This window comes from Xanthomonas sp. AC360 (assembly GCF_979258225.1).
On the sequence record NZ_OZ409846.1, the window covers coordinates 1,563,227 to 1,586,202 of the forward strand.

At 65.4% G+C, this 22,976-nt stretch carries 18 protein-coding genes and 1 other RNA gene; 12 read left to right on the top strand and 7 right to left on the bottom strand.

All coding sequences use genetic code 11. The features are described from left to right. Positions 1 to 276: 276 nt before the first annotated feature. The 4 genes from ACZZ0O_RS06560 to ACZZ0O_RS06575 form a co-directional block, all read right to left on the bottom strand. Complete coding sequence (locus ACZZ0O_RS06560; RefSeq protein ID WP_463590334.1) at positions 277 to 1,287, bottom strand: FecR family protein; 1,011 nt, start codon at positions 1,285 to 1,287, stop codon at positions 277 to 279. Next, positions 1,284 to 1,859: an RNA polymerase sigma factor gene (locus ACZZ0O_RS06565; RefSeq protein ID WP_115526682.1), complete on the bottom strand. Its 576-nt coding sequence runs from the start codon at positions 1,857 to 1,859 to the stop codon at positions 1,284 to 1,286. The genes ACZZ0O_RS06560 and ACZZ0O_RS06565 overlap by 4 nt, the downstream gene beginning before the upstream one ends. A gap of 108 nt (positions 1,860 to 1,967) precedes the next feature. After that, positions 1,968 to 5,051 carry a TonB-dependent receptor gene (locus ACZZ0O_RS06570; RefSeq protein ID WP_463590335.1) on the bottom strand — a complete coding sequence of 1,028 codons (3,084 nt, stop codon included), beginning with the start codon at positions 5,049 to 5,051 and terminating at the stop codon, positions 1,968 to 1,970. 250 nt (positions 5,052 to 5,301) lie between these two features. Continuing rightward, entirely contained in the window at positions 5,302 to 6,294 is a 993-nt protein-coding gene (locus tag ACZZ0O_RS06575; RefSeq protein ID WP_463590336.1) for a rhamnogalacturonan acetylesterase, read from the bottom strand. A gap of 82 nt (positions 6,295 to 6,376) precedes the next feature. Between ACZZ0O_RS06575 and ACZZ0O_RS06580 the strand changes: the two genes are divergently transcribed. Next, a non-coding RNA gene (locus ACZZ0O_RS06580) (sX9 sRNA) lies at positions 6,377 to 6,452 on the top strand. Between the two features lie 150 nt (positions 6,453 to 6,602). Here the strand turns inward: ACZZ0O_RS06580 and ACZZ0O_RS06585 are convergent. Both ACZZ0O_RS06585 and ACZZ0O_RS06590 read right to left on the bottom strand, forming a co-directional pair. Beyond that, on the bottom strand, positions 6,603 to 8,222 hold the full coding sequence (locus tag ACZZ0O_RS06585; RefSeq protein ID WP_463590337.1) for a carboxylesterase/lipase family protein: 1,620 nt from the start codon (positions 8,220 to 8,222) through the stop codon (positions 6,603 to 6,605). Further along, complete coding sequence (locus ACZZ0O_RS06590) at positions 8,219 to 9,271, bottom strand: alpha/beta hydrolase (protein ID WP_463590338.1); 1,053 nt, start codon at positions 9,269 to 9,271, stop codon at positions 8,219 to 8,221. The genes ACZZ0O_RS06585 and ACZZ0O_RS06590 overlap by 4 nt, the downstream gene beginning before the upstream one ends. Positions 9,272 to 9,409: 138 nt before the next feature. Here ACZZ0O_RS06590 and ACZZ0O_RS06595 point away from each other — a divergent pair, with 138 nt between their 5' ends. From ACZZ0O_RS06595 to ACZZ0O_RS06635, 9 genes are all read left to right on the top strand, one after another. Beyond that, a complete protein-coding gene (locus tag ACZZ0O_RS06595; protein WP_055853865.1) occupies positions 9,410 to 10,231 on the top strand; it encodes a 2-keto-4-pentenoate hydratase in 822 nt (273 codons plus the stop codon). 37 nt (positions 10,232 to 10,268) lie between these two features. Beyond that, positions 10,269 to 11,267: a TRAP transporter substrate-binding protein gene (locus ACZZ0O_RS06600; protein ID WP_115526688.1), complete on the top strand. Its 999-nt coding sequence runs from the start codon at positions 10,269 to 10,271 to the stop codon at positions 11,265 to 11,267. A 10-nt stretch (positions 11,268 to 11,277) separates the two neighbouring features. Beyond that, positions 11,278 to 11,799: a TRAP transporter small permease gene (locus ACZZ0O_RS06605; protein WP_161963779.1), complete on the top strand. Its 522-nt coding sequence runs from the start codon at positions 11,278 to 11,280 to the stop codon at positions 11,797 to 11,799. Beyond that, entirely contained in the window at positions 11,799 to 13,082 is a 1,284-nt protein-coding gene (locus tag ACZZ0O_RS06610) for a TRAP transporter large permease (protein ID WP_055853858.1), read from the top strand. Before ACZZ0O_RS06605 ends, ACZZ0O_RS06610 begins: the two co-directional genes overlap by 1 nt. Positions 13,083 to 13,181: 99 nt before the next feature. After that, a complete protein-coding gene (locus ACZZ0O_RS06615; RefSeq protein ID WP_463590339.1) occupies positions 13,182 to 14,765 on the top strand; it encodes a family 43 glycosylhydrolase in 1,584 nt (527 codons plus the stop codon). 141 nt (positions 14,766 to 14,906) lie between these two features. Further along, positions 14,907 to 15,965 carry a LacI family DNA-binding transcriptional regulator gene (locus ACZZ0O_RS06620; RefSeq protein WP_055853853.1) on the top strand — a complete coding sequence of 353 codons (1,059 nt, stop codon included), beginning with the start codon at positions 14,907 to 14,909 and terminating at the stop codon, positions 15,963 to 15,965. A 583-nt stretch (positions 15,966 to 16,548) separates the two neighbouring features. Beyond that, a complete protein-coding gene (gene kduI, locus ACZZ0O_RS06625; RefSeq protein WP_055853850.1) occupies positions 16,549 to 17,403 on the top strand; it encodes a 5-dehydro-4-deoxy-D-glucuronate isomerase in 855 nt (284 codons plus the stop codon). Positions 17,404 to 17,583: 180 nt separating this feature from the next. Then, positions 17,584 to 18,339 (top strand): 2-dehydro-3-deoxy-D-gluconate 5-dehydrogenase KduD, encoded by a 756-nt coding sequence (gene kduD / locus ACZZ0O_RS06630; protein ID WP_463590340.1) that lies wholly within the window; start codon positions 17,584 to 17,586, stop codon positions 18,337 to 18,339. A gap of 288 nt (positions 18,340 to 18,627) precedes the next feature. Further along, positions 18,628 to 19,284, top strand: coding sequence for an RpiB/LacA/LacB family sugar-phosphate isomerase (locus ACZZ0O_RS06635; protein WP_463590341.1), 657 nt, complete (start codon positions 18,628 to 18,630; stop codon positions 19,282 to 19,284). Between the two features lie 366 nt (positions 19,285 to 19,650). On the opposite strand, the gene ACZZ0O_RS06640 is transcribed toward ACZZ0O_RS06635, so the two are convergent. Then, entirely contained in the window at positions 19,651 to 19,890 is a 240-nt protein-coding gene (locus tag ACZZ0O_RS06640; protein WP_463602940.1) for a hypothetical protein, read from the bottom strand. 28 nt (positions 19,891 to 19,918) lie between these two features. On the opposite strand from ACZZ0O_RS06640, the gene ACZZ0O_RS06645 reads away from it, so the two are divergent. Continuing rightward, complete coding sequence (locus tag ACZZ0O_RS06645) at positions 19,919 to 21,037, top strand: GDSL-type esterase/lipase family protein (protein ID WP_463590343.1); 1,119 nt, start codon at positions 19,919 to 19,921, stop codon at positions 21,035 to 21,037. 201 nt (positions 21,038 to 21,238) lie between these two features. Then, entirely contained in the window at positions 21,239 to 22,975 is a 1,737-nt protein-coding gene (locus ACZZ0O_RS06650; protein WP_463590344.1) for a M61 family metallopeptidase, read from the top strand. The last annotated feature ends 1 nt before the right edge of the window (position 22,976 follow it).

The window sequence follows — 22,976 nt, forward strand, 5'->3', positions numbered from 1 at the left end:
GGCGTTTTGGTGTGCATGCGAACCGACCACAGTTGGCATGTCGAATCGACGGCGCCGACCTGTGCTCACCATTCACCACGACACGTCGGCGAGCATCCTGTTGCCTGTTGCGATGACCGTCATTGCATGGCAGTGCGAGACAGTGGATGGGCCGCCGAGGCGGCCTGTGCGATGCGCGCATGAGTTGGCCGTTGCGCCAGCGTGGGGCGATCGCACCGATGCATCAGCGCGATCCGGGCGCTGCGACCGTGCCGTCTCTCATGCCAAGCCGGTGCACTACTGGACGTTCGGGTGGTCGACTTCGCGGCCGTCGGTGATGACGATGGTCTGGTCGCGGCGCTTGATCGACGCGCCCAGCGTGATGGCTGCCGTGCGGGCGAAGCCTTCCGGATCGTCCAGACGAAATACGCCGAACAGACGTTTTCGCGCGACCTGCGGTTGCGCGACGACAATCGGGGTCGGACTGTAACGATTGAATTCGGCAACCGCTTCGGCCAGCGTCTCTCCCGATAGATCCAGCCTGCCTGCACGCCATGCCAGCTTGCGCTCGATGACCGGCGCGGCGATTTCTGGCTCCTGTCGAATAACGGCGGTATCGGCAATGAACAACGCCGAGCCGGCGGACAATGCCACCGCGCGCGGTTCGGCGCCCACCACCCACACGCGCACCACACCCTCGGTCACCATGACATCGGCACCGTCGCTGTGCCGCCGCACCGAAAACGCGGTGCCGACTGCTTCGACCCGGACCGGCCCTGCCGACACCACGAACGGACGTTGCTTGTTCTTTGCGACCCGAAACCACGCTTCGCCTTGCTCTAGCGAGATGGCGCGCAGTTCCTGGAGATAGGCGACCCTGACCTTGCTGGCGGTGTTGATGGCCATGGTCGAGCGGTCGGCCAGCGGCACCCGGCGGACTTCGCCAATGGCCGTCTGGTACTGCTCGCCGCGCGGTAGCAGGACCGACAGACCGACAACGGCGATGGCGACTGCCGCGCATGCACCGACGACCATGGGCCAGCGCGCACGGCGCGGCGCCCGCGATGAAGCGGACTTCGGTGCAGGCAATGGCACGTGTCGGAAAGCGGCATCGCTGGTTTCTGCCAGTGCGTCCAGCGTGCACCAGGTTGCCTCGGCCTTGAGCAAGGCGCCGCGGCGGCGCACATCCCCCCCCAGCCATTGCTCCAGTTCCTCGGACACTGCGGGCGTGCGCCCCTCGCGATCCAGGCGCAGCACCCAATGCATGGCCTGCTGTTCGATCTCCTGCGCGTTTTGACGGGTGCTCATTTTCGCCACCTTCGTACCGGCTGCGCCTGTTCGGGGTCGCTCTGCAGCGCCCGCGTCAGCAGCAACATGCCCTTGACCGCGTCATTTTCCACGATGCTTTCGCTGACTCCCAACTGGGCGGCGATATCGCGCTGTGACAAGCCCTGAATCTTGCGCATCTTGATGATTGCCCGGCAACGCTCGGGCAGGGCTTCGATCAATCGAAGCACACGATCAAGCTCATGTCTGTCGTTGGTAACGCGCTCGGGATCCAGTTCGTCGACATGGCATGGCAGGTCGGCAATCTGTCCTACCGCATCGATGCGCACGACGCGGGCGCGCCGAATCTGATCGATCATCAGGTAACGCACCGTCTGAAAGAAATAAGCCCCCGGACTGTCGATCTGCTCGGCATGACGCAGACCGGCCAGTTTGGCATATGCCTCCTGCACCAGATCGTCGACATCCTCCGGGCTCAGACCACGCTGGCGCAGCCAGCTGCGGATCGCCGCCTCGTGGGGCACGATCTCCCTCGCCACCCAGCGCGTTAACCGCGTGCGTTCGATCTCGCTGGTCGACCGGCGTTCGTTCACTGGACGGGTTTCGTCTACGACACTCTCCGCACTGCATGACCTGCCGATACGCTCGAATGGCCCCAGGTCGAATCCTGCGCGGCCCGTCCCCTGATGAATCTTGCCGCGTCAGAAACTCTTGATCAGCGTCAGATAATAGCTTGCCAATCGCGGGTCGCCGAAGGTGCTGTAATACCGTGCCGGCGAAACCGAATCGACCGGCGGACGCTTGTTGAGGACATTGTTGATGCCCAGACGCAGCGTGGTGCCATCAGCAAATGCATAGGATCCGGAGACGTCGTGGTAGATCTGTTTGGGGATCTTGGCCGCACCCTGGCTGAATTCAACCGTCCTGGTTTCGTTGAGATGGTAGGAGTCGAAGTATCTGGCTTGCCATGACAGTCCCAGATGCGTACCGGTCCATTCCACTCGGCCGGATCCTTTCCACCTGAGCCCACCAATGCCGCTCAGGCGCGACAAGAAGTCGGCCCCGATGACGCCGGCATAGTTGGTATTGGCCCCGCCGGGCACCTTCTGTTGGGTCAAGCTATCCACATAGGTCGCGTTGAGGCCGACACCGATCTGGCCGCCGAACAGATCATGCGAATAACTGGCCGCAAGATCGTAGGACTCGCTGGCCGAGCCGACTAGATTGGCCAGCGAAGCGTCGATGGTCTCGATCGGCCCGACTGCGTAGCCGTCCGATGCTGGCCCACGGGTGACCCGACCAGGGTAGCGGCCCAGGAAGCTTTCGAAGGAACGCTGCACCTGCGGATTGCCATCCGGGGTCAGCAGTTCGAGTGGGTCGTAGTAGTTGTCGCGTTTGGTGATCCGGGTCCAGTCCAGCGACATGCGCAGCCCGTCTGCAAACGTGGGCTCCACGATGATGCCCGCAGTGAAGGTCTTGGATGTTTCCGGCCGGGCATCGGGATTGCCGCCACTGAAGCCGGTGAGGTAGTAAGAACCAGGAAAGAGCGGACTCGGCAATCCGATCTGCTCATTGCCACGCTGCGGATCGGTGGCACTGACGACCAGCAACGGATTGCTGATCTTGAGCAGTTCGTTGAGCTTGGGAGTCAGATAGCCGGTCGCATAGGAGCCGCGCAGGGTGATGCTGTCGATGACCCGCCAGCGCGCGCTGTAGGTTGGGTTGAAATGGGCATTGCGTGCACTGGAGGCTGGCTGCGACGGCGGACACAGCGAGCGAATGTCCAGGCTCGGCAGCGGCCCGTCTATGAACAGGCAGTTGGCATTGGGTGAGCCGGTCTCTTCGGAGCGCTCGTACCTGCCGGCGATGGTCAACAACAGCTCGCGTACCAGCGGGATCTTGTTGTCGCTGCCAATCAGCGGCAGGTTGATTTCGGCATAGGCCGAGTCGACCTGCTCGCGGCCGGGCGCCGAGATATTGACCAACGACTGGGTGGCACTGTTTTGTGCGTTCATGCTTTCGGCCTGCTTCTGCAGCGTGCGCTCCAGGCTGACCGTGGCGGTTGGTTCGCCGCCGGGCAACTTGAACGGGATCGGGCCTGCCAGGCGTAACGAGGCGACCGTCAGGTCGTTGCGCGTGGGCGTCTGCCTGGATCCGTAAGGCACGTTTTCGTAGGCATAGTTGAAATTGGGCGCAAGCCGCACGTCGCGCAGGATGTCCTGTTCGCCGTTGCGGAACGTGTTGAGGGTGTCCTGGGCGACCTCGGTTGGGAAGTCGTCGTTGCGCATGCGGCTCTGGCTGCGCGAGACGTCGATCACCGCCTGCCAGCTGGCGGGCAGCTGCATGATGGCGCCGAACACACCGCGGTAGGTCTGCGCGATGTTCTCGTTGACCACGGAATTTCCCCCGGAAAACGGCACCGTGACCGTGACATCCTGCGCGAACGGATTGTTTGGCGCATCGGCGGCCAGTACTAGATCGTTGGGAATCGAGTTGCGGCGTGCCTTGCTGACCGCACGGGTCATGCTGGCCTCTGCGTAGAGCTTCAACCAATCGGTGACGTCATGACGCAGCGCAATCGAGGCGGCCTGTTGTTCGGTGCCGAAGATGAGTTCGCGCTGGCCACCGTCGCGTGCGTCGGTCGTGGACAAGTCGAGTTGATAGGTGCCGGCGTTGGCAATCAGCGGGTTCACCCCGTCCTGGGCCAAACCGCGATAGCCATCTGGCACGTGGGTATAGAACGAGGGGAGGGTGGCGCCGCCGTATTCCGGATCCAGCTGCAGCGGGTTGCGCGTGTCGGTTGAGCGGATATTGGGTGTGTTGCCCAGCGGCGAAGCGAACCTGTAGTAGTTGGGATTGTTGGCAAGTCCGCGGCGTTTGCTGTCCAGCAATAGCGCAGAGCGGTCGCGATTCATGATCGGACTGGCGGTGGACCAGCTTGCATTGAAGGTGATGTTGGTGCGCCCGTCCTGCAGCGAGCGGCCGCCGGTCAGATCGAAGCGCCGGCCTGATCCGCCGCCATCGAACGTGTTGTTGTAGGTGCTGGACAGTTCGCTGCCGGCGTAATCGCGGCGCATGATGATGTTGATCGCCCCGCCGGTGGCGCCGTTGCCGTAGATGCCGGACGCAGAGGACGCCAGGACCTCGATTCGCTCGATCGCCGCCATCGGAATGCCGGACAGCGACGGCTGACCCAGGCTGCCGTCGCTGTTGGTGGTGCCGGCGATGCGGCGCCCGTCGACCAGGATCAGCGTTTCGCGTTCGCCCAGTCCACGCAGATTGATAGAGCTGACGTTACGGGTCTCAAATGCGCCTCCCTGGTCGGAGGTGCCTGGCGATGCATTGACGCTGAGCTGGTTACGCAGAAACGTTTCGAGATTGGGGGCACCGGAGCGTCGGATGGTTTCGCCATCGATCACCACGAAGGGCTGACTGTCATCCTCGGAGCGGCTGATGCCCGTGTTGAGCGTCCACTCCCGGCGTCCTTGCACCGTAATTTCGGGCAGGGCGACGGTGTCTTCGCGGAACTTCCTTTCCACGATCGAGAAGCTGTTTGGGCCGGTGCGCTGCCAGCTGAGACGGGTGCCGCTCAGCAGTACGTCCAGTCCATGCTCGACCTCATAAGTGCCTTTTACTTCTGCGGTGTCGACCGCTGCGGCGGTTTTTTCGCTGATCAGGATCTGTGCATCGGCTTGTTGGCCGAAGGCGCGGATGCCGCTTTGCGCCGGCTGGGCCGCCACCTCGAAGGTGTGCGACTGGGCCGCTGCGGCGCCCGACACCACCATGACGGCCACACACGTGGCACAGGCCACGTAAGGTACGACGGGAACACCTGATCGCATGAGTCTTGCCCCGAGTGAGAAGTGGAACCTTGCCGCGCGTGGACCATCCGCTGACCTAGGTGCGGTTGCAGTCGTACTAGACCCGACGAACCACCATCACACTTCCTTACATTCGCATGACAATCGCATGCGAATTATCCATTTCGTCTGCAACTACCGCGTTGCCGCTCGGTCGGCAACTGCGTGACACGCCCTAGGGAATCAACAACGGCCGCAGCGCAGGCAACTGCTGCGACAACTCGTCGGCCACGATGGCGGCGAACAACTCCGCGCCGTCCGGGCCGAGATGGGTGTAGTCGAACGTGAGCTTGGCCTGGCCCATCGGCTCGGCGCTGGCGTTGTCCTGCGCCGTGGCAGCGGGGTTGGTCGTGGCTGTGTTCTTCGACGCAGACGTTGACGTTGAAGCAGACGCCGGAGATGGCGCAACCGTCTGCGCTGGTGTTTTGCCGATGGTGGTGCCCGATTGCGCGGCGACGATCTGCGCCGGCTCGGCGGGGCGCTGCGCCAGCCGCATCGCCAGTACCGGACCCATGCCCTGCACCAGGGCGCGGCTGCGCGCATGCAAATCCACCAGCGGCACCTGCAGCTCGCGCGCGACTGCACGCGTGGCCTGCGCCCAGGGGCCCAGATCATCCACCAACTGGCCTGCCTCGAACTGCCGCCGCGTCAACGGCGTCACCAGCACTGGCACCGCGCCGGCGGCGCGCGCTTCGGCCACGTAGCGGCGCAGGTTGGCCGGGAATTCGCTGGCCAGGTCGGTGGAGCGCCCCGGCTTGCCGGGTTGATCGTTGTGACCGAACTGGATCAACACGATTACCTGTTGATAGCCGCCACTGCGCAACTCCTTGAGCGCGATGTCCCACGAACCTTCGGCGCGATAGTTGGAGGTGCTGCGTCCCCCGCGTGCCAGGTTGAGGCAGCTCAGGAACGAGGTCACATGCTGCGCGCAGAAACTCGGGCCCCAGCCGCCTTGCACGGCGGTGGTGGAATCGCCTACCAGCACGATCTTGCTGGCGGCAAGCGGCCGTGTCGCGGCCGGCGCGTTGCTGTTTGCGCTGTTGGTGGCGGATGCCGTGGAGGCGAGTGGCGTGTCGACCACGGCGGCAGCGGTGGCATCAGCGAACGCAAGGCAGGCAACTGCCAGCGCAGTCAGCAGCATGGATGGGGCAACGGAATACCTACGCATGGATCACCTCAAGATCGAATAAGTGCAGCTGACAAACCGACTGTGCTCACCGCCAGGTGGGCGGAGCTGGTGCGCGGTGCGGATTGCCACGCGGACACTCCGGGTTCCTCCGCGCCGTCCACACCTACCTGACACCTGCTCGCTACGATTGATTGGTCGCTCTAAATACTGCTGCGCTATCGCAGCAAGGGTGCGGCCGGTGCCCGCGTCGGTCTGTATCGCTCGGATCCCGGTGTACCGAACGCGCCATAAGAATCCGAGTGGCGACTGCCTGCCACGTGCTGTTCGTCGCTCGATAGAACAAGCGCTCAGAACGTGCCACGTTGGATAAACGGCGCTTGCTGATACAGCCGACGTTCGCCACCGCGCGGGTCGTTTTCCATCCGGCTTGGCACATCGAACAGCAACGTCTCGCGGCGCTGCAACGAATACTGCCGCCAGCGGGGGGCACCGCGATGCGTGGGGTCGCCATGCCGCGCAAACGCGATCAATGCAGCGCTCATTTGGTCGGCCATGCGCTGCGCATCGGCGCTGTCGCCGGTGCGCGAACCGGGCTGGCCGATGGTGTCGAACACCAGCGGAATATCCAGCGTGTGGAAGGCGCCGAACTTGCCGCCATCCAGCGGCGAGCCCCAATCCAGTTGATACACCCAGGTCGGTGCGCCCTGGCGTGCGCGCGCTTCGGCTTCTTCCACCGCGCCGCGCCACGAGCGCCCGGCGGTGGTGGCGGCAAAGAACACCTCCGATGGCGAGTAGTGCGGATACAGGCGGCGGTATTCGGCGATCACCACCTGCGGCAACAGGTCCACGTATTGCTGCGCTTCCAGCTTGGCCGGCAGCGTGTCCCAGGTCAGCGCGAAGTTGGCCGCATCGTTGCCGAGAAACGCGCGCGTCTCGTCGCGGGTATTGCCGATCACCATCGGAATCGTCGCCGACTGCAACGGTGCGGTGGGCCAGAACGGATGCACCGGCAGGTTGCGCGCATCCAGCACCGGGCCGAAATACAACGCGCTGTTTTCCACCCGCGACGGGTCGCGCACCTGCGCGGCGGCCAGCAGCTGCGCCACCGGCACGCTGCGCAGGCGTGCGAGATCGGCCGGCGCAATCTTCAGCGCCTCCAGCAGCAATTGCGCGCGCTGGGTGGCCGCGCGCGGCCCGGCCGCGGTGACCTGCTGCCCGCTCATGGTCCAGGCGCGATGGAACAGGCCGCGCGCGGCGGGCATGGCCATCAGCGTGGCGATCTTGGCGCCGCCGCCGGATTGACCGAACACGGTGACATTGCCGGCATCGCCGCCGAATTCGGCCGCGTGCTGGCGCACCCACTGCAGCGCCTGGATCAGATCCAGCTGCCCGGCATTCCCGGAATCGGCAACGCTGGCATCGCCCAGCTGCGCCAGCGACAGATAGCCGAACAGGTTGAGCCGGTGATTGACGGTGACCACCACCACATCGCCGCGGCGGCACAGGCGCACGCCGTCGTACAGCGGGTCGCTGCCAGAGCCGGTGGTGTAGCCGCCGCCATGGATATAGAACAGGATCGGCCGCCTGCCGCCATCGCGCAGGCCGGGCGTCCAGACATTGAGGAACAGGCAGTCCTCGCTGGTGGGTTCGCTGGCCTTGGGCTGCGGGGCGGCGGCGCCGAAGCCGGTGGCATCGCGCACGCCAGGCCATGCTGTCTCCGGCACGGGCGCCTGGAAGCGCCGCGCGGCGGTGTCGCCGCCGTACGGGATGCCCTTGAACACGCAGATGCCCTGCTCGCGATACCCGCGCAGTGCACCGCTACGCACCTGTGCCAGCGGTGCGCTGTCATCGCGCGGCGGTGGCGCTACGGCACTGGTGACACCGGGTAACGCGACGGCAGCACTGACGAGCAATCCACTGCGCAGCAGCGTGCGTCGGCGCACGTCGGGCGTGGATGGCGCCGTCATCGCGCCGCGTCCTGCGCGGCAGCCGGTGGCTTGCTGACGTGCGCAATCCACGCCTGCGCCAGCTGCGGCCACGCCGCCACCGTCAACCCGGTGGTGGCCGCGGTGCCGAAGCCATGCCCGCCCTGCGGAAAGACATGCAGCTCGCTGGGTACGCCGGCGCGCAGCAGCGCGTCGTGCATCAGCAAGCTGTTACGCACCGACACCACGGTGTCGTCCTGTGCGTGCAGCAAGAATGTCGGCGGGGTGCGCGCATCCACGTGCAGTTGCGGCGAGTACGCACTCACCTGTGCAGCGCTGGGCGTCTTGCCGAGCAGGCGCTCGCGCGAGCCCATGTGCGCATTGGCGCTGTCCATGTCGATCACCGGGTAGATCAGCAACGCGAAGTCCGGCCGCGCGCTCAGCGCATCGGCGGCGTCCTGCGCCGGGTACACCTGCGCGGCGTAACGCGTGTCCAGGCTGGCGGCGACGTGGCCGCCGGCCGAAAACCCCATCACCCCGACCCGCTGCGCATCGATGCCGTAGCGGCCCGCATTGGCGCGGATCAGCCGCAGCGCGCGCTGCGCATCGGCCAGCGGCACGTCGGCGCCATTCGGGTGGCCTTCGCCGGGCAGCCGGTAGCGCAGCACGAACAAGGTGATGCCGGCCTGGTCGACGAAGCTTGGCACCAGCGCGCTACCTTCGTTGTCCAGCACGATGCGCTGATAGCCGCCGCCGGGCGTGACCAGCAGCGCGGTGCCGTTGGGCCGCTTGGGGCGGTAGACAACTAGATAGGACTGGCCGATGTTCTGGATATAGCGGTCGGGCAGGGCGGCATCGCTGCTGCGGTCCACGATGCGCTGCGGCTGCGGCAACGGCGTGTCTCCCGGCGCCATTGGCTGCGGCCACAGGGCGATCCGGCTGGCCTGCTCGGCGGCGGTATCGGCGCTGGCGCGTTCTGCCGACCAAGCCGGCGCACTGGCCAGTGCCAGAGCGGCGACGGTCACGGTCAGGCAGCGGCGCAGGGCCTGCAATGCGCGGTTTCCACTAGGTTTTTGGCGTGTCTGCTGCATCTACCCCTCCCAGGGCCACTTCGGTATCGCGGTCACAATGTCGCACTGCACATTGCCAATGACACCGGTTTACCATATACAGCACACCGTGCCGCTGTCGATTGGCAGTGCAACAAAACACCTATCAGGGAGTCACCCTTGAGCAACGACGCCGCCACCCCGCCAACGTCCACATCCACGCTGTCCGACATCGCCCAGCGCTTTGTGGAGGCACGCCGTGCAGGGGCCTCGCTTCCCGACTTTCCGGGGCAAATCCCCGACGATCTGGTCACCGCCTACCAGGTGCAGGACATCGCCATCAGCCAGTGGCACGACCATGTGGTCGGCTGGAAAGTGGGCTATATCGCTGCAGAACGCCGCGATGCCTCCGGCGATGAGCGTCTGCTCGGCCCGATCTTCTCGAAGAAGCTCTGGAATGCTACCGGTGGAACAACCGAGTTTCCGATCTACGAAGGCGGCTTCGGTGCGGTCGAGGCCGAGTACGTGCTGCGTCTGGACGCCGACGCGCCGGCCGAGCAGAGCCACTTCACTCCGGAGCAGGCTGCACAGTTGCCGGCCACGCTGTTCATCGGCGTGGAGATTGCCAGCAGCCCGCTGGCGACCATCAACAAACTGGGCCCGCGTGTGGTGATTTCCGATTTCGGCAACAACAACGGCCTGATTCTGGGCCCGGAAGTGACCGATTGGCTGGCCCGCGACGAAGCCACGCTGAGCGCCGAAACCCTGATCGACGACCAGGTCGTCGGCACCGGCGGCGCCACCACGCTGCCCGGCGGATTGCGCGCGGCCTACGCATTTGCGCTCAGCCGTTCGGCTCAGCGCGGACGCCCGCTCAAGCGCGGTGATCTCATTGCCACGGGCAATGCCACCGGTATCCATGACATCGAAGTGGGACAGCGTGCCCTGATTCGCTTCGCCGGCATCGGCGACATTTCCTGTACGGCTGTGTCCGCCAAATAACGGTGGACCCCGTGACCAGACGCTTGGGAGGGCGCCAATGATCACACGCAGACATTTCCTCGGTGCCGGGTTTGGCGCCGCCGCAGCCGCTCCTTGGCTGGGCGCTGGCGCCACCACACCGATTCCCGGTGGGCAGTTGCTCACCGCCACCGACGTCCATGTCGGCGATTACCCCACCGTGGAGGCGGTGCGGTGGTTCGGCAAACAGCTCGAAGCGCGCACCAATGGCCGGCTCAAGCTGCGCCAGTACCACTCCGGCCAGCTGGGCCGCGAGTCGGAGGCGATCGACATGGCGCGCTTCGGCGCCATCGACATCACCCGCGTGTATTCGGGTGCGTTGAACAACGCCTTTCCGCTGACCCAGGCGCTGTGCCTGCCGTACGTGTTCGACTCGGTGCCGCATCTGCGCCGCGCCATCGACGGCCATGTCGGCGACAGCGTTCTGCGCAGCTTCGAACAGCGCGATCTGGTGGGTCTTGCGATCTACGATTCGGGCGCGCGCTGCTTCTACAACACCAAGCATCCGCTGCATCGCCCGGAAGATCTCAAGGGCCTGAAATTGCGTGTGGCCTCGTCGGACATCTTTCTCAAGCTGATGCGCATGCTGGGCGCCAACCCCACGCCGATGTCGTTGGGCGAGACGTTTTCGGCGATGGAAACGCACATGATCGACGGTGCGGAAAACAACATGCGCAGCTTCCAGTCCAGCCGTCATTTCGAAGCGGCGCACTACTGGTCGCAGAGCGAGCACTCCTACGCGCCGGACATTCTGGTGATGTCGCGCAAGAGCTTCGAATCGCTTAGCCCGGCCGATCGCGGCCTGGTGGTGGAACTGGCGCGCGCGTCGGTGCCGGTGATGCGCAACCTCTGGGATGCCTCGGAGGTGGTCGCACGCAAGCAGGTGATCGATTACGGCGTGAAGCTCAACCAGGTTGACATGCCGGCGTTCCGCGCCGCCGCCGCCCCACTGCTGGCCGAATACCGCAAGCAGCCGGAGATCGAAGCGCTGTACCGCCGCATCCGCGATTTCGCATAGAGGTATCCCGATGACCGTACCCGAGACCGTCGCCGTCCCGGCCGCGCCGTTGCAGCGCGCGCTGGACCGCGTTTCCGATATTGCCATTGGCGTGGCGTCGCTGGCGCTGCTTGGCCTGGTGGTCGTGCAGGGCTGGCAGGTATTCACCCGCTACGTGCTCAACAATTCCCCGAGCTGGACCGAGCCGGTGACGCTGTTGCTGCTGAGCACCGCGCTCAGCCTGGCGGCCGCCGCCGGTGTGCACACCAATCGCCACTTCGGCTTCTACCTGCTGGGCGACCATGTGCCACCGCTGGTGCGCAAACTGTTCGATCTGATTCGCCCGTTGATGATCATGGCCATCGGCGCCGTGCTGGCGTGGTGGAGTGCGGCGCTGCTGATCGATGGCCTGGACATCAAGATGGCCGGCGCGCAGATGCCGCAGAGCATCAACTACCTGCCGTTGTCCATTGGCGGTGCGCTGATGGTGGTGTTTGCCTTGTACAAGTTGTGGCGTGTGCTGCGCCCGATCCACACCGGAGGAGTGCGCTGATGGGCATCGCCATGTTGTTGGGAACCTTCGTGGTGCTGCTGCTGATCGGCGTGCCGGTCGCCTATGCACTGGGTGCGGCCGCACTGGCCACGTTGCTGTATCTGGACCTGCCCACGGTGGTGCTGGTGCAGCAGATTTCCGCAGGCAGCGGCTCGGCATCGCTGATCGCGATTCCGCTGTTTATCTTTGCCGGCGAGCTGATGCTGCGCGGCGGGATCTCCGAACGTTTGATCGCGCTGGCGTCCTCGTTGGTCGGGCGCGTGCGCGGCGGCCTGGGTCAGGTCAGCGTGCTGTCGTCGCTGTTCTTCGGTGGCGTGTCCGGCTCTGCCATCGCCGACGTGTCGGCGGTGGGCGGCACCATGATTCCGCAGATGATCAAACGCGGTTACGACCGCGATTACGCGGTGAACGTGAGCATGACCGCCGCGCTGGTGGCGCTGTTGGTGCCGCCCTCGCACAACCTGATCCTGTTCTCGGCGGCGGCCGGTGGCGGCCTGTCGATTGCCGATCTGTTTGCGGCCGGCATCTTCCCCGCGCTGCTGATGACTGCGGCAATGATGGTCACCGGCTATGTGGTGGCGCGCCATCGCGGCTACGGCACCGAGCCGTTCCCCGGCTGGCGTGCGGTGGCCTTGCGCCTGTTCGGTGCATTGCCGGGTCTGGGCCTGGTGGCGTTGATCTTCATCGGAATCCGCGCCGGCATCTTTACCGCGGTGGAAAGCGCCGCGATCGCCGTGGTCTACGCGTTGATCGTCACAGCATTGCTGTATCGCCAGCTGCGCTGGGCCGAGTTCTTCGCCGCCGTCACGCATGCCGCCCGCACCACTGGCGTGATCCTGTTCGTGATCGCCACAGCGGCGGTGTTCGGCTGGTTGCTGGCGTATCTGCAGGTGCCGGCAGCGGCGGTGAAACTGCTGCAGTCGGTGGCCGACGGCAAGAACACCGTGCTGCTGATGATCGTGGTGATGCTGCTGCTGCTGGGTATGTTCATGGACCTGGCGCCGAAGATCCTGATCTGCACGCCGATCTTCCTGCCGGTGGTCAAGGCCTACGGTATCGACCCGATCCATTTCGGTCTGGTGATGGTGCTGGCCGGCGGTATCGGCCTGATCACCCCGCCGATCGGGTCGGTGCTGTTTATCGGCACCTCCATCGGGCAGATCACCATCGCCCAAAGCATGCGCACCATCTGGCCGTTCTGGCTGGCGGCGCTGTGCGTGCTGCTGATCGTGGCGTTTTTCCCGGAGCTGTCGCTCTGGTTGCCGAGGGCACTGCGCGCGTAAGCGCGTCGGTGCTGGCGGGACTCTCCCGCCTTCATCCAGCAGCCGGCGATCTAGGCGTCGGCCCTGCACCGCCCCGCGCGACGGGGACAAGGAGAAAGCATGCGTCACCGTATGACATCCGCGCGCTTGCGTTGGCTGCTGGCCGCCGGGCTGGTGCTGTGCACCGGCCTGAGCATGGCCGCCGACTGGAAGCGCGGTATCGAACATCAGCGCATTGCCGACCAAGGCAATGGCACCTTCCTCAACCCGGTCCTGGCCGGCGATCACCCCGACCCGTCGGTGCTCAAGGACGGCGACGATTACTACCTCACGCTGTCCTCGTTCGACGCGTATCCCGGCCTGCCGATCTGGCATTCGCGCGATCTGGTCAACTGGCAGCCGCTGGGCCACGCCATCACCCAGAACGTCGGTGCGATCTGGGCGCCGGACCTGATCAAGCACGGCAAGCGCTATTACATCTATTTCCCGGCCCGTCGCGGCGACCAGGCCGAGCGCAGCAACTTCGTGGTGTGGGCCGATGACATCAAGGGCCCGTGGAGCAAGCCGATCGACATCGGCCTGGGCAAGTACATCGACCCGGGTCATGCGGTGGGCGAAGACGGCAAGCGGTATCTGTTCCTCAGCGGCGGCGATTACGTGCAGCTGTCCGACGACGGCCTGACCGTGGTCGGCACGCCCAAGCACGTCTACGACGGCTGGAAGTACCCGGAAAGCTGGGACGTGGAAGGCTACGCGCAGGAAGGCCCCAAGATCACCCGCCACAACGGCTGGTACTACATGACCACCGCCGTGGGCGGCACCGCCGGCCCGCCGACCGGGCACATGGTGATCACCGCGCGCTCGCGTTCCATCCATGGTCCGTGGCAGAACGCGCCCAACAACCCGATCACCCGCACCAAGAGCGCCGACGAGCCGTGGTGGTCGCGTGGCCACGCCACCCTGGTGGAAGGCACCGACAAACGCTGGTGGATGCTGTACCACGGCTACGAACACGGCTTCTGGACGCTGGGCCGGCAGGCCTTGCTGGACCCGATCGAATGGACCCCGGACGGCTGGTTCGTCGCCAAGGGCGGCGATCTGGGCACCCCGCTGAAAAAACCCAGCGGCCAGGCGCTGGCCCACGGCCTGGCGCTGTCGGACGACTTCCGCGCCAACACGCTCGGCCCGCAGTGGGCGTTCTTCAACCCGGCGGCCGACGAAGCCAAGCGCCTGCAGGTGGGCGATGGCGTGTTGCGTCTGCAGGGCAAGGGCACCGCTCCGCGCAACGCCTCGCCGCTGACGGTGATCGCCACCGACCAGGCCTACCAGTTCGAAGTGCAGATGACCGTGGCACCGGGCGGGCAGGGCGGGGCGCTGCTGTTTTACAGCGACAAGCTCTACGCCGGCGTGGGCAGCAATGGCGAAAACTTCGTCATGCACCGCTATGGCGAAGAACGCCCCGGCACGCTGGCCCCCAGTGCTACCGGTGGCACCTTGTGGCTGCGGGTCACCAACAACCGCCACATCGTCACCATCCACAGCAGCACCGACGGCAAGACGTGGACCAAGTACCCGGTGCAGATGGAAGTGTCCGGCTACCACCACAACGTGGCCGGCAAGTTCCTGGCATTGAAGCCGGCGCTGTATGCCGCCGGCCCGGGCCAGGTGGAGTTCCGCAACTTCCGCTACCGCGCCCTGGACTGACCGTTCTGCATCGCCGGGCATGCCGCCGCGATGGCCGCTACGGCGTGCCTTGCGCGGCGGGTCCGGGGTGGCGGCAGGCTTCGCTCAGGTCTGCCGGCCGTCTGGCCGGTAGAATCCAATCAACTTCACTGGTTGACCGCTATGCCCGCCCGCAAGATGCCTGAAGAGGGAATGCCCGGCCTGCCGAAGGGCAAGGTAGCCACGATCAACGACATCGCACGGATGTCGGGCGTGTCCAAGAAGACCGTGTCGCGGATCATCAACAACTCGCCGCTGGTGCGGCAGGACACCCGCGAGAAGGTCGAGGCGTTGATGCGCGAGGTTGGCTACTCGCCCGACCCGCTCGCGCGCGGGCTGGCGTTCCGGCGCTCGTTCCTGATCGGCATGGTCTACGACAATCCCACCGCGCAATACATCGTGGACATGCAGTACGGCGCGCTGGACGCGCTGCGCGGCTCCAGTTTCGAGCTGGTGGTGCACCCTTGCGACAGCCGTAGTCCCGGCTACATCGAAGGCGTGCGTCGTTTCGCCCAGGCGCAGAAGCTGCACGGGGTGATCCTGGTGCCGCGCGCGTCCGAAGATCAGGCGCTGGCCGATATGCTGGCCGAGATCGGCTGCCGCTACACCCGCATCGCCTCGGTCGCGCTGGATACCACCTCGCAAACGGTGATCACCCACGACCGCGACGGCGCCGCCGAGGCGGCCGACTACCTGCTCTCGCTCGGCCACCGCGACATCGCCCTGGTCACCGGCCCCAGCGCCTACCGCTCCTCGATCGAACGCACCTCGGGATTTGCCGACGCGCTGACCCGGCGCGGCATCGAACTGCCGTCCGAGCGTATCGTCGAAGCCGGCTACACCTTCGAATCCGGCGTGGCCGCCGCCGAAAAGCTGCTGCTGGGCAAGAAGCGCCCCACCGCCATCTTCACCGGTAACGACGAAATGGCCGCCGGTATCTACAAGGTCGCCCTGCGCGCCGGCATCAACATCCCGCGCCAGCTCTCGGTGATCGGCTACGACGACAGCTCGCTGGCCTCGCGCCTGTGGCCACCGCTGACCTCGGTGCGTCGCCACACCCGCGACACCGGCCGCACCGCCGCGGCCATGCTGATCCAGCCCGACAATGCCCCGCAACTGCCCACCGCCAGCGTGCGCCCGCATCTGATCGTGCGCGACTCCTGCCAACCGCCGGAAGATTGAGCACTGCGCGCCGCGACCCCACGCGGCGCGGCCTTCCGCTCCACCTTGCAGGACGTTGTGCCGGTCAAGGTGAGAACAGCTGTTTTGATCGGCCAACGGCTGGCCCCCATCCGCCCTTCGGGCACCTTCCCCCGCAGGCGGGGGAAGGCAGTGCGCCGATCGCTGCGGTGACGCCCCTCTCCCGACGCCCCTCTCCTGCTTGCGGGGGCGAGAAGGCACGGCTTGCGCGCCGCGGGCGGGCGTGACTTGGAGCGCTCGCGCCGCAAGCGCGGGCCAGGGCGCGGAGCGGGGATTGGGGTGAGGGCACGGCGGCAGATAGGCACCTGAGAACAACGTAGGCATGCGCTGAAAACGCGGTAGGACACCACTTACCATTCAGGCCGCGTCTCCAAACACTGCGCGCCGCCTCGCACCCTCATCCGGCGCTGCGCGCCGCCTTCTCCCGGTGGGAGAAGGAAGCAGGCAGTCCCTCAGACCTACCCACTCCCACTATCGTGCACTGCGCAATGACACCGGTTAACCAGAGCCGGTAGAATACCCACGGAGCAAGCCCTCTTCCCCCCGCTTGCCACGGAGATCGCGCATGTCCCTGTACTGCAAGACCCACTACGCCACCCACCCGGATGCCATCAAGGGCGCCAGCAACGACGACCTGCGCGAGCTGTATCTGCTCGACGGCCTGTTCGTCGATGGTGCGGTGACGCTCAAATACACCCATTACGAGCGCTTCGTGCTCGGTGGCGCCGCACCGCTGGGCACCGCGCTGGAACTGCCCAAGCAGACCGAGCCGGCCTCCGCCGCCGGTCACCCGTTCCTGGAGCGCCGCGAACTGGGCGTCATCAACGTCGGCGCCGGTAGCGGCACCGTGACCGTGGATGGCACCGCCTACACGCTCGGCCCCAAGGACGGCCTGTACGTGGCGATGGGCAGCACCGATGTCAGCTTCGCCTCGGACGATGCCGCCAACCCGGCCAAGTTCTATCTGGCCTCGACACCGGCGCATGCGCGCTTCGAGACCAAGCAGCTGTCGATCAAGGATGCGGTGGCGCTGGACCGTGGCGCGCTGGAAACCAGCAACGAGCGCACCATCTACCAGTACATCGTGCCGGCCACCTGCCAGTCCTCGCAGCTGCTGCTGGGCTTGACCGTGCTCAAGCCGGGCAGCGTCTGGAACACCATGCCGCCGCATCTGCACGACCGTCGCAGCGAGGTGTATTTCTATTTCGACCTCGGCGCCAACGACCGCGTGTATCACTTCATGGGCGAGCCCGAAGCGCAGCGTCACATCGTGATCCAGAACAACGAAGCGGTGGTGTCGCCGCCGTGGTCCATCCACATGGGCGCCGGCACCAGCAACTACGCCTTCATTTGGGCGATGGGCGGTGAAAACCTGGATTACACCGACATGCACGTGCTGGATATCTGCCAGCTCAAGTAAGCCCGGTCTCGATCCATTGTTCGCTCTAGTGACGCCTGCGATCCAGGCGAGCGCTGGCAACATCAGCGCGCTCCACCTCAGGCGTTGGTGACGCAGCATTTCAAACGACACACGCACTCTGCCGCGCCTCGCGCGGCTCACCCATCACAACGTGGCACATCCAGCAGGAGCGATAAGGTAATGAGCAATCCGTTCAGTCTCGAAGGCAAGGTCGCATTGGTCACCGGTGCCAACACCGGCTTGGGCCAGGGCATCGCGCTGGCATTGGCCGAAGCGGGCGCGGACATCGCCGCCGCCGGCATCCAGGCGCCCACCGAGACCGAAGAAAAGGTCAAGGCGCTGGGCCGCCGTTTTATCGCCATCGAAGCCAACCTGATCAGCATCGAGCCGGTGCAGCGCATCGTCGACGCAACCGTCGCCGGCCTGGGCGGGTTGGACATTCTGGTCAACAACGCCGGCCTGATCCGTCGCACCGACGCGGTCGATTTCAGCGAGCAGGATTGGGACGACGTGCTCAACGTCAACCTGAAGTCGGCGTTCTTCATGGCACAGGCGGCTGGCCGTCATTTCATCGCCCAGGGCCGCGGCAAGATCATCAACATCGCCTCGATGCTGTCGTTCCAGGGCGGCATCCGCGTGCCCTCGTACACCGCCAGCAAGTCGGGCATCGCCGGCATCACCCGCCTGCTCGCCAACGAATGGGCCAGCAAGGGCGTGACCACCAACGCCATCGCGCCGGGCTACATGGCCACCGACAACACCGCGCAGCTGCGTGCCGATGAAGACCGCAACAAGTCGATCCTGGATCGCATCCCGGCCGCGCGCTGGGGCGTGCCGGCCGATCTCGGCGGCACCGCGGTGTTCCTGGCCAGCAGCGCCTCGGACTACGTCAACGGCGCCATCATCCCGGTCGATGGCGGCTGGCTGGCGCGCTGATCCAGATCGCATGGCGACGGCGCGCACTGTCAGACGCGCGCAGCCGCCGCCCCTGGTGTCCCGCGATACCACGTCCTTCTCCCGCGAGCGGGAGAAGGTGCCCGCAGGGCGGATGAGGGCAGCAACTCGTCCGGGACCGTCATCAAGGGGTGCGCAGAGTCTTGGTCACTGCTTGTTCGTTTCGTGCCGAAAGCCCCGGATGGGCACCGCAATCGAAAGCACCTCGCGGCAGTCCCTAGCCTCCATCCTTTTTCGAACCACTCTTCCCCAACCAATCGGAGCATTCCCATGAAAATTGCACTCATGAATGAGTTTAGTCAGGCCGCCAAGAACCCGGTGATCCTGCAGCAGCTCAACGACGTCGCCGGCGAACAAGGCCACAACGTGTTCAACGTCGGCATGGACGGCGACAACGATCACCGCCTGACCTACATCCATCTGGGCATCGTCGCCAGCCTGCTGTTGAACTCGAAGGCGGTCGACTTCGTCGTCGCCGGCTGCGGTACCGGCCAGGGCGCAATGATGTCGCTCAACGCCCACCCGAGCGTGTTCTGCGGCTACTGCATCGAGCCGACCGACGCCTACCTGTTTGCCCAGGTCAACAACGGCAACGCGCTGTCGCTGGCATTCGCCAAGGGCTACGGCTGGGGCGCGGAAATCAACGTGCGCTACATCTTCGAAAAGGCCTTCAGCGGCGAGCGCGGTCTGGGCTACCCGGCCGAGCGTCGCGAATCGCAGGCCGCCAATGCCGGCATCCTGACCCAGGTCAAGCAGGCCACCGCCAAGTCCTACCTCGACGGCCTGCGCGCCATCGACCCGGAACTGATCAAGCAGGCCATCGGCGGCGAGCGCTTCCAGCAGTGCTTCTTCGACAATGCGCAGGATGCGGAGATTCGCAACTTCGTCGCCGGCCTGCTGGGCAAGAGCGAAGCCGCTGCTGCCTGAGTGCAGCCGCATGCGCATGCCTGTGTTCCTGCACCGGGAGCAGGCATGCGCCGCAAGGTAAGTGCTTGAGACGTCACTGACGCGTCAGGCATCGCACGGCGTCACCCACGGCTAATACAAGCAGTGGGTGACAGTCACTGCACGCCCTGCTGTGACTGACTCCGATGCAGGCGCCCAAAAGCGTGAGTGCATCCGCTGCGAACAGAGAGCGTGCGTGGACGCGAGCAGAAGCAGTGTGCATTCGTCCACAAGCACTAGTGCATTTGATCGAAAGCGCGCATGCATCCAGCCCTTCTCCCATCGAAGCGAGAAGGCACGGTTTACGCGCCATGGGCGCGGGTAGGGCGGAAGGCAGCCAACCGGCAGTCAAGCGCAGGTATCGGACTCGCTCAATAACCAGCAAGTGCCGATGTTGACGATGACCCATCGAAGCATCACGTCGCCCGTTCTGGATCCTGCCACCGCGCGAAGTACGGATGCAAGTCGCGTCGAAAAATCACGCATCAAGCATGCAGCCATACGTCGGTACTGCACTGCAGATAGCAGCAAAACCAGATCCAAAAGCAACAGCAGCAACAGCAGCAGCAACAACAGCAACAACAACACCAAACACCGCACTCACCAGGAGCCCCTCATGCGTCGACTGCTCATCGCCATGCTGCTGCTCTGCACTGGCATCGCCCATGCTGCGCCCAATCGCATCTTTATCGCCGGCGATTCCACCGCGGCCGAGTACGGCGCCGATCGTGCACCGCAAGCCGGCTGGGGCCAGATGCTGCAAGCGTGGTTCGACCCCGTGCAGTGGCAAGTGCACAACCACGCCAAAGGCGGCCGCAGCACCCGCAGTTTCATCGCCGAAGGGCGCCTGGATGCCATCGCCAAGCAGCTGCAACGTGGCGACATCCTGCTGATCCAGTTCGGGCACAACGATGCCAAACGCGAAGACCCCACACGCTATACCGACCCGCAAGGCGACTACGTGCGGTTCCTGCGCCAATACATCGCCACCGCGCGCGAGAAGGGCGCCACGCCGATCCTGATCACCCCGGCCGCACGCCTGCTCTACGACTTCGGTGCATTGCTCGATACGCATGGCCGCTACACCCTGGCCATGCAGCAACTGGCGGCCGACGAACGCGTTGGCCTGATCGATCTCAACGCCAGTTCCAGCGACTGGATTCGCGCACTCGGCGAGCAAGCCGCCAAGCCGTACTTTCTGTTCGTCCCCGAACAGGGCAAAGCAGATGGCACTCATTTCAGCCGCGCCGGCGCTACCGCGGTGGCCTGCCTGGTCGTGCACGGCTGGGTGCAGCTACAGCCTGCGTTAAAACCCCAGCTGCGTCGCGACGCCGATTGCGGCGCAGCCCCCGATACCGCCGCGCAACGCGTCGCACAGACGCATCCGTCGCTGGTTGTGCACGAGCGCGATCTCGCCCGCGAACAACCCGGCCCGCACGGCGGCGCCGGCCCCACCACGGCGTATCCCTTTTTCGCAGACGCGCCGGAGTTGAAGTTCGTGCTGCGCAAACGTGTGCTGCACAAAGATGCCGGCATCGGCCTGCACCTGCACGACAAGGACGAGATCTACTATATCGTCAGCGGCCGCGGCCTGTATGCGCTGGATGGCAAGCAATACGACGTTGCGTCAGGCGATGCACTGCTGACGCGCCCGGGCAGCACCCATGCATTGCAGCAGACGGGTGATGCACCATTGGTGCTGTTGTTGGCCTACCTGCCAGCGCCGGCAGGGTGAACCGTCGGCGCGATGCAGCGCAGGTATGAGCGCCGCAGACGCGCCACCCAAGCGATGCCCCGCCGCCCCAGCGCTGCAACCCTGGTGGCATTCGATTCAGGCCTGCAGCCATCGCCGTGCATTGCGCCGCATGACCTTCGGCATGCTGGCAGGCGGCCTCGACCGGCGGCATGATCGGCGATCCCACACTGCTCGGCGCGCATGAAAACTCCCTGGTTGCTTCTGTGTGTGCTCATCGCGCTGGCACCTGGTGCACTGGCCAGCCCGGCGTCGGCCGTCCCTGCTCCGATTGCGCTGGACCTGGAGCTTGCACCGCATGCAACCAAGGGCAACGTGGACACGTTAGAGGTGCGTCTGCGCCTGGCCACGCTGACCGTCGCCCGCGGCGGCATCGTGGCGCAGCTGCCGATGCAAGAGGGAAACGTGGATAGCGCTGCCGAGCACATCGTCTCGATCGAAGCCACCGATGCGCAAGGGACGGTGGAGCTTGCCGGGCGCGCGGCCACCGCGCAGGAACGCGGCGATCAAGGCCCGTTGCGCGTCTGGACTGCGCCACGCGCGCTCGGCGGCCCGCTCAGCCTGCACTACCGTGTCCCGGCCAATGCGACCCGGCCGCCGCGCGGCCCGGCGCCGCCCATTTCGTTCCGTAACGATGCGCATGCGTTTTCTGCAGTGTCGAGCATGTTTCTGGTGCTGCCGCCGCAGACACAAACGTACGCGTTGACCATTCGCTGGGATCTGTCGCAGCTGCCCGATGGCGCCAAGGGAGTGAGCTCGTTCGGCGAAGGGACGGTGCAGGTCGCGCAGATCGACAACGACAGTTTGTCCGGAGTGTTCTTCATGGCCGGGGAGGTCGGACGTTGGCCGCGCGTGCCGCGTGCGGACGGGTTTTCGGTCGCCTGGCAGGGGCAACCGCCCTTCGATGCGAATGCGTTATCCGCGTGGGTGGGCAAGCTGCACGAGCAGTTCGAGCTGGCGTTTCCGCACCCCGAGTCCAGGCCCTACACGATCTTCCTGCGCTACAACCCGGTCAACGCGGGCGGCGGCACCGCACTGAACCAGTCCTTCGTCACCACCTATGGCGCAGGGGTCGGCGCCGATGTGGACCTGATCAAGATCACCTTGTCGCACGAAATGTTCCATACCTATCAGCCGCGCCTTTCCGAGCACGGGCCCGAGTCCACGACCTGGTTCAGCGAAGGCTCGGCGGTGTTCTACGAGGCGCTGCTGCCGCTGCGATTCGGTTTGCTCTCCCCGCAGCAGTTTCTGGATTCGCTCAACACGACCGCAGCGCGTTACTACACCAATGCGCTGGGAAATCTGCCCAACGCGCGCATCGATGAGGGATTCTGGAAGGACACCCGCATCCGCACGCTCGCCTACGACCGCGGCATGTTGTATCTGGCCACGGTGAACGATGCGCTACGCAAGCGATCGCAGGGCCAGCGTTCGCTGGATGACCTGCTGCGTGTGCTGCTGGTGATCGGCCAGCAGCGCGAGGCAACACAGGGCGATTGGGAGGCCTTGCTGAAGGCAGAGCTGGGCGAGGCGGCGGTGCAGGACTTTCATGCCTTCCTGGCCGGCACGCCGCCGTTGCCGGCGTCGGACGCGTTCGGGCCGTGCTTTCGCAGGACCAGCAAGCCGCTGCGGCGGTATGTGCTGGGATTCGAGCCTGCGGTGCTGGCCGAACCCAAGCGTGTCGTGCGCGGGCTGATGGCAGCGTCGGCGGCGGCGCAGGCAGGAGTGCGCAATGGCGATGAGATCGTGCGTCCGGTGCCGCAAGATGGCATCCAGGGCAATCAAACCGAGCACCTGCAGTTGCGCTTGCGTCGCGACGGCAAGGAGTTCGATGTGGACTATCTGCCACGCGGCGAGCAGGTAGACGCCTGGCAATGGGAGCGCGTGCCTGGGGTGGACGATGCGCAATGCCGGCTGTGAG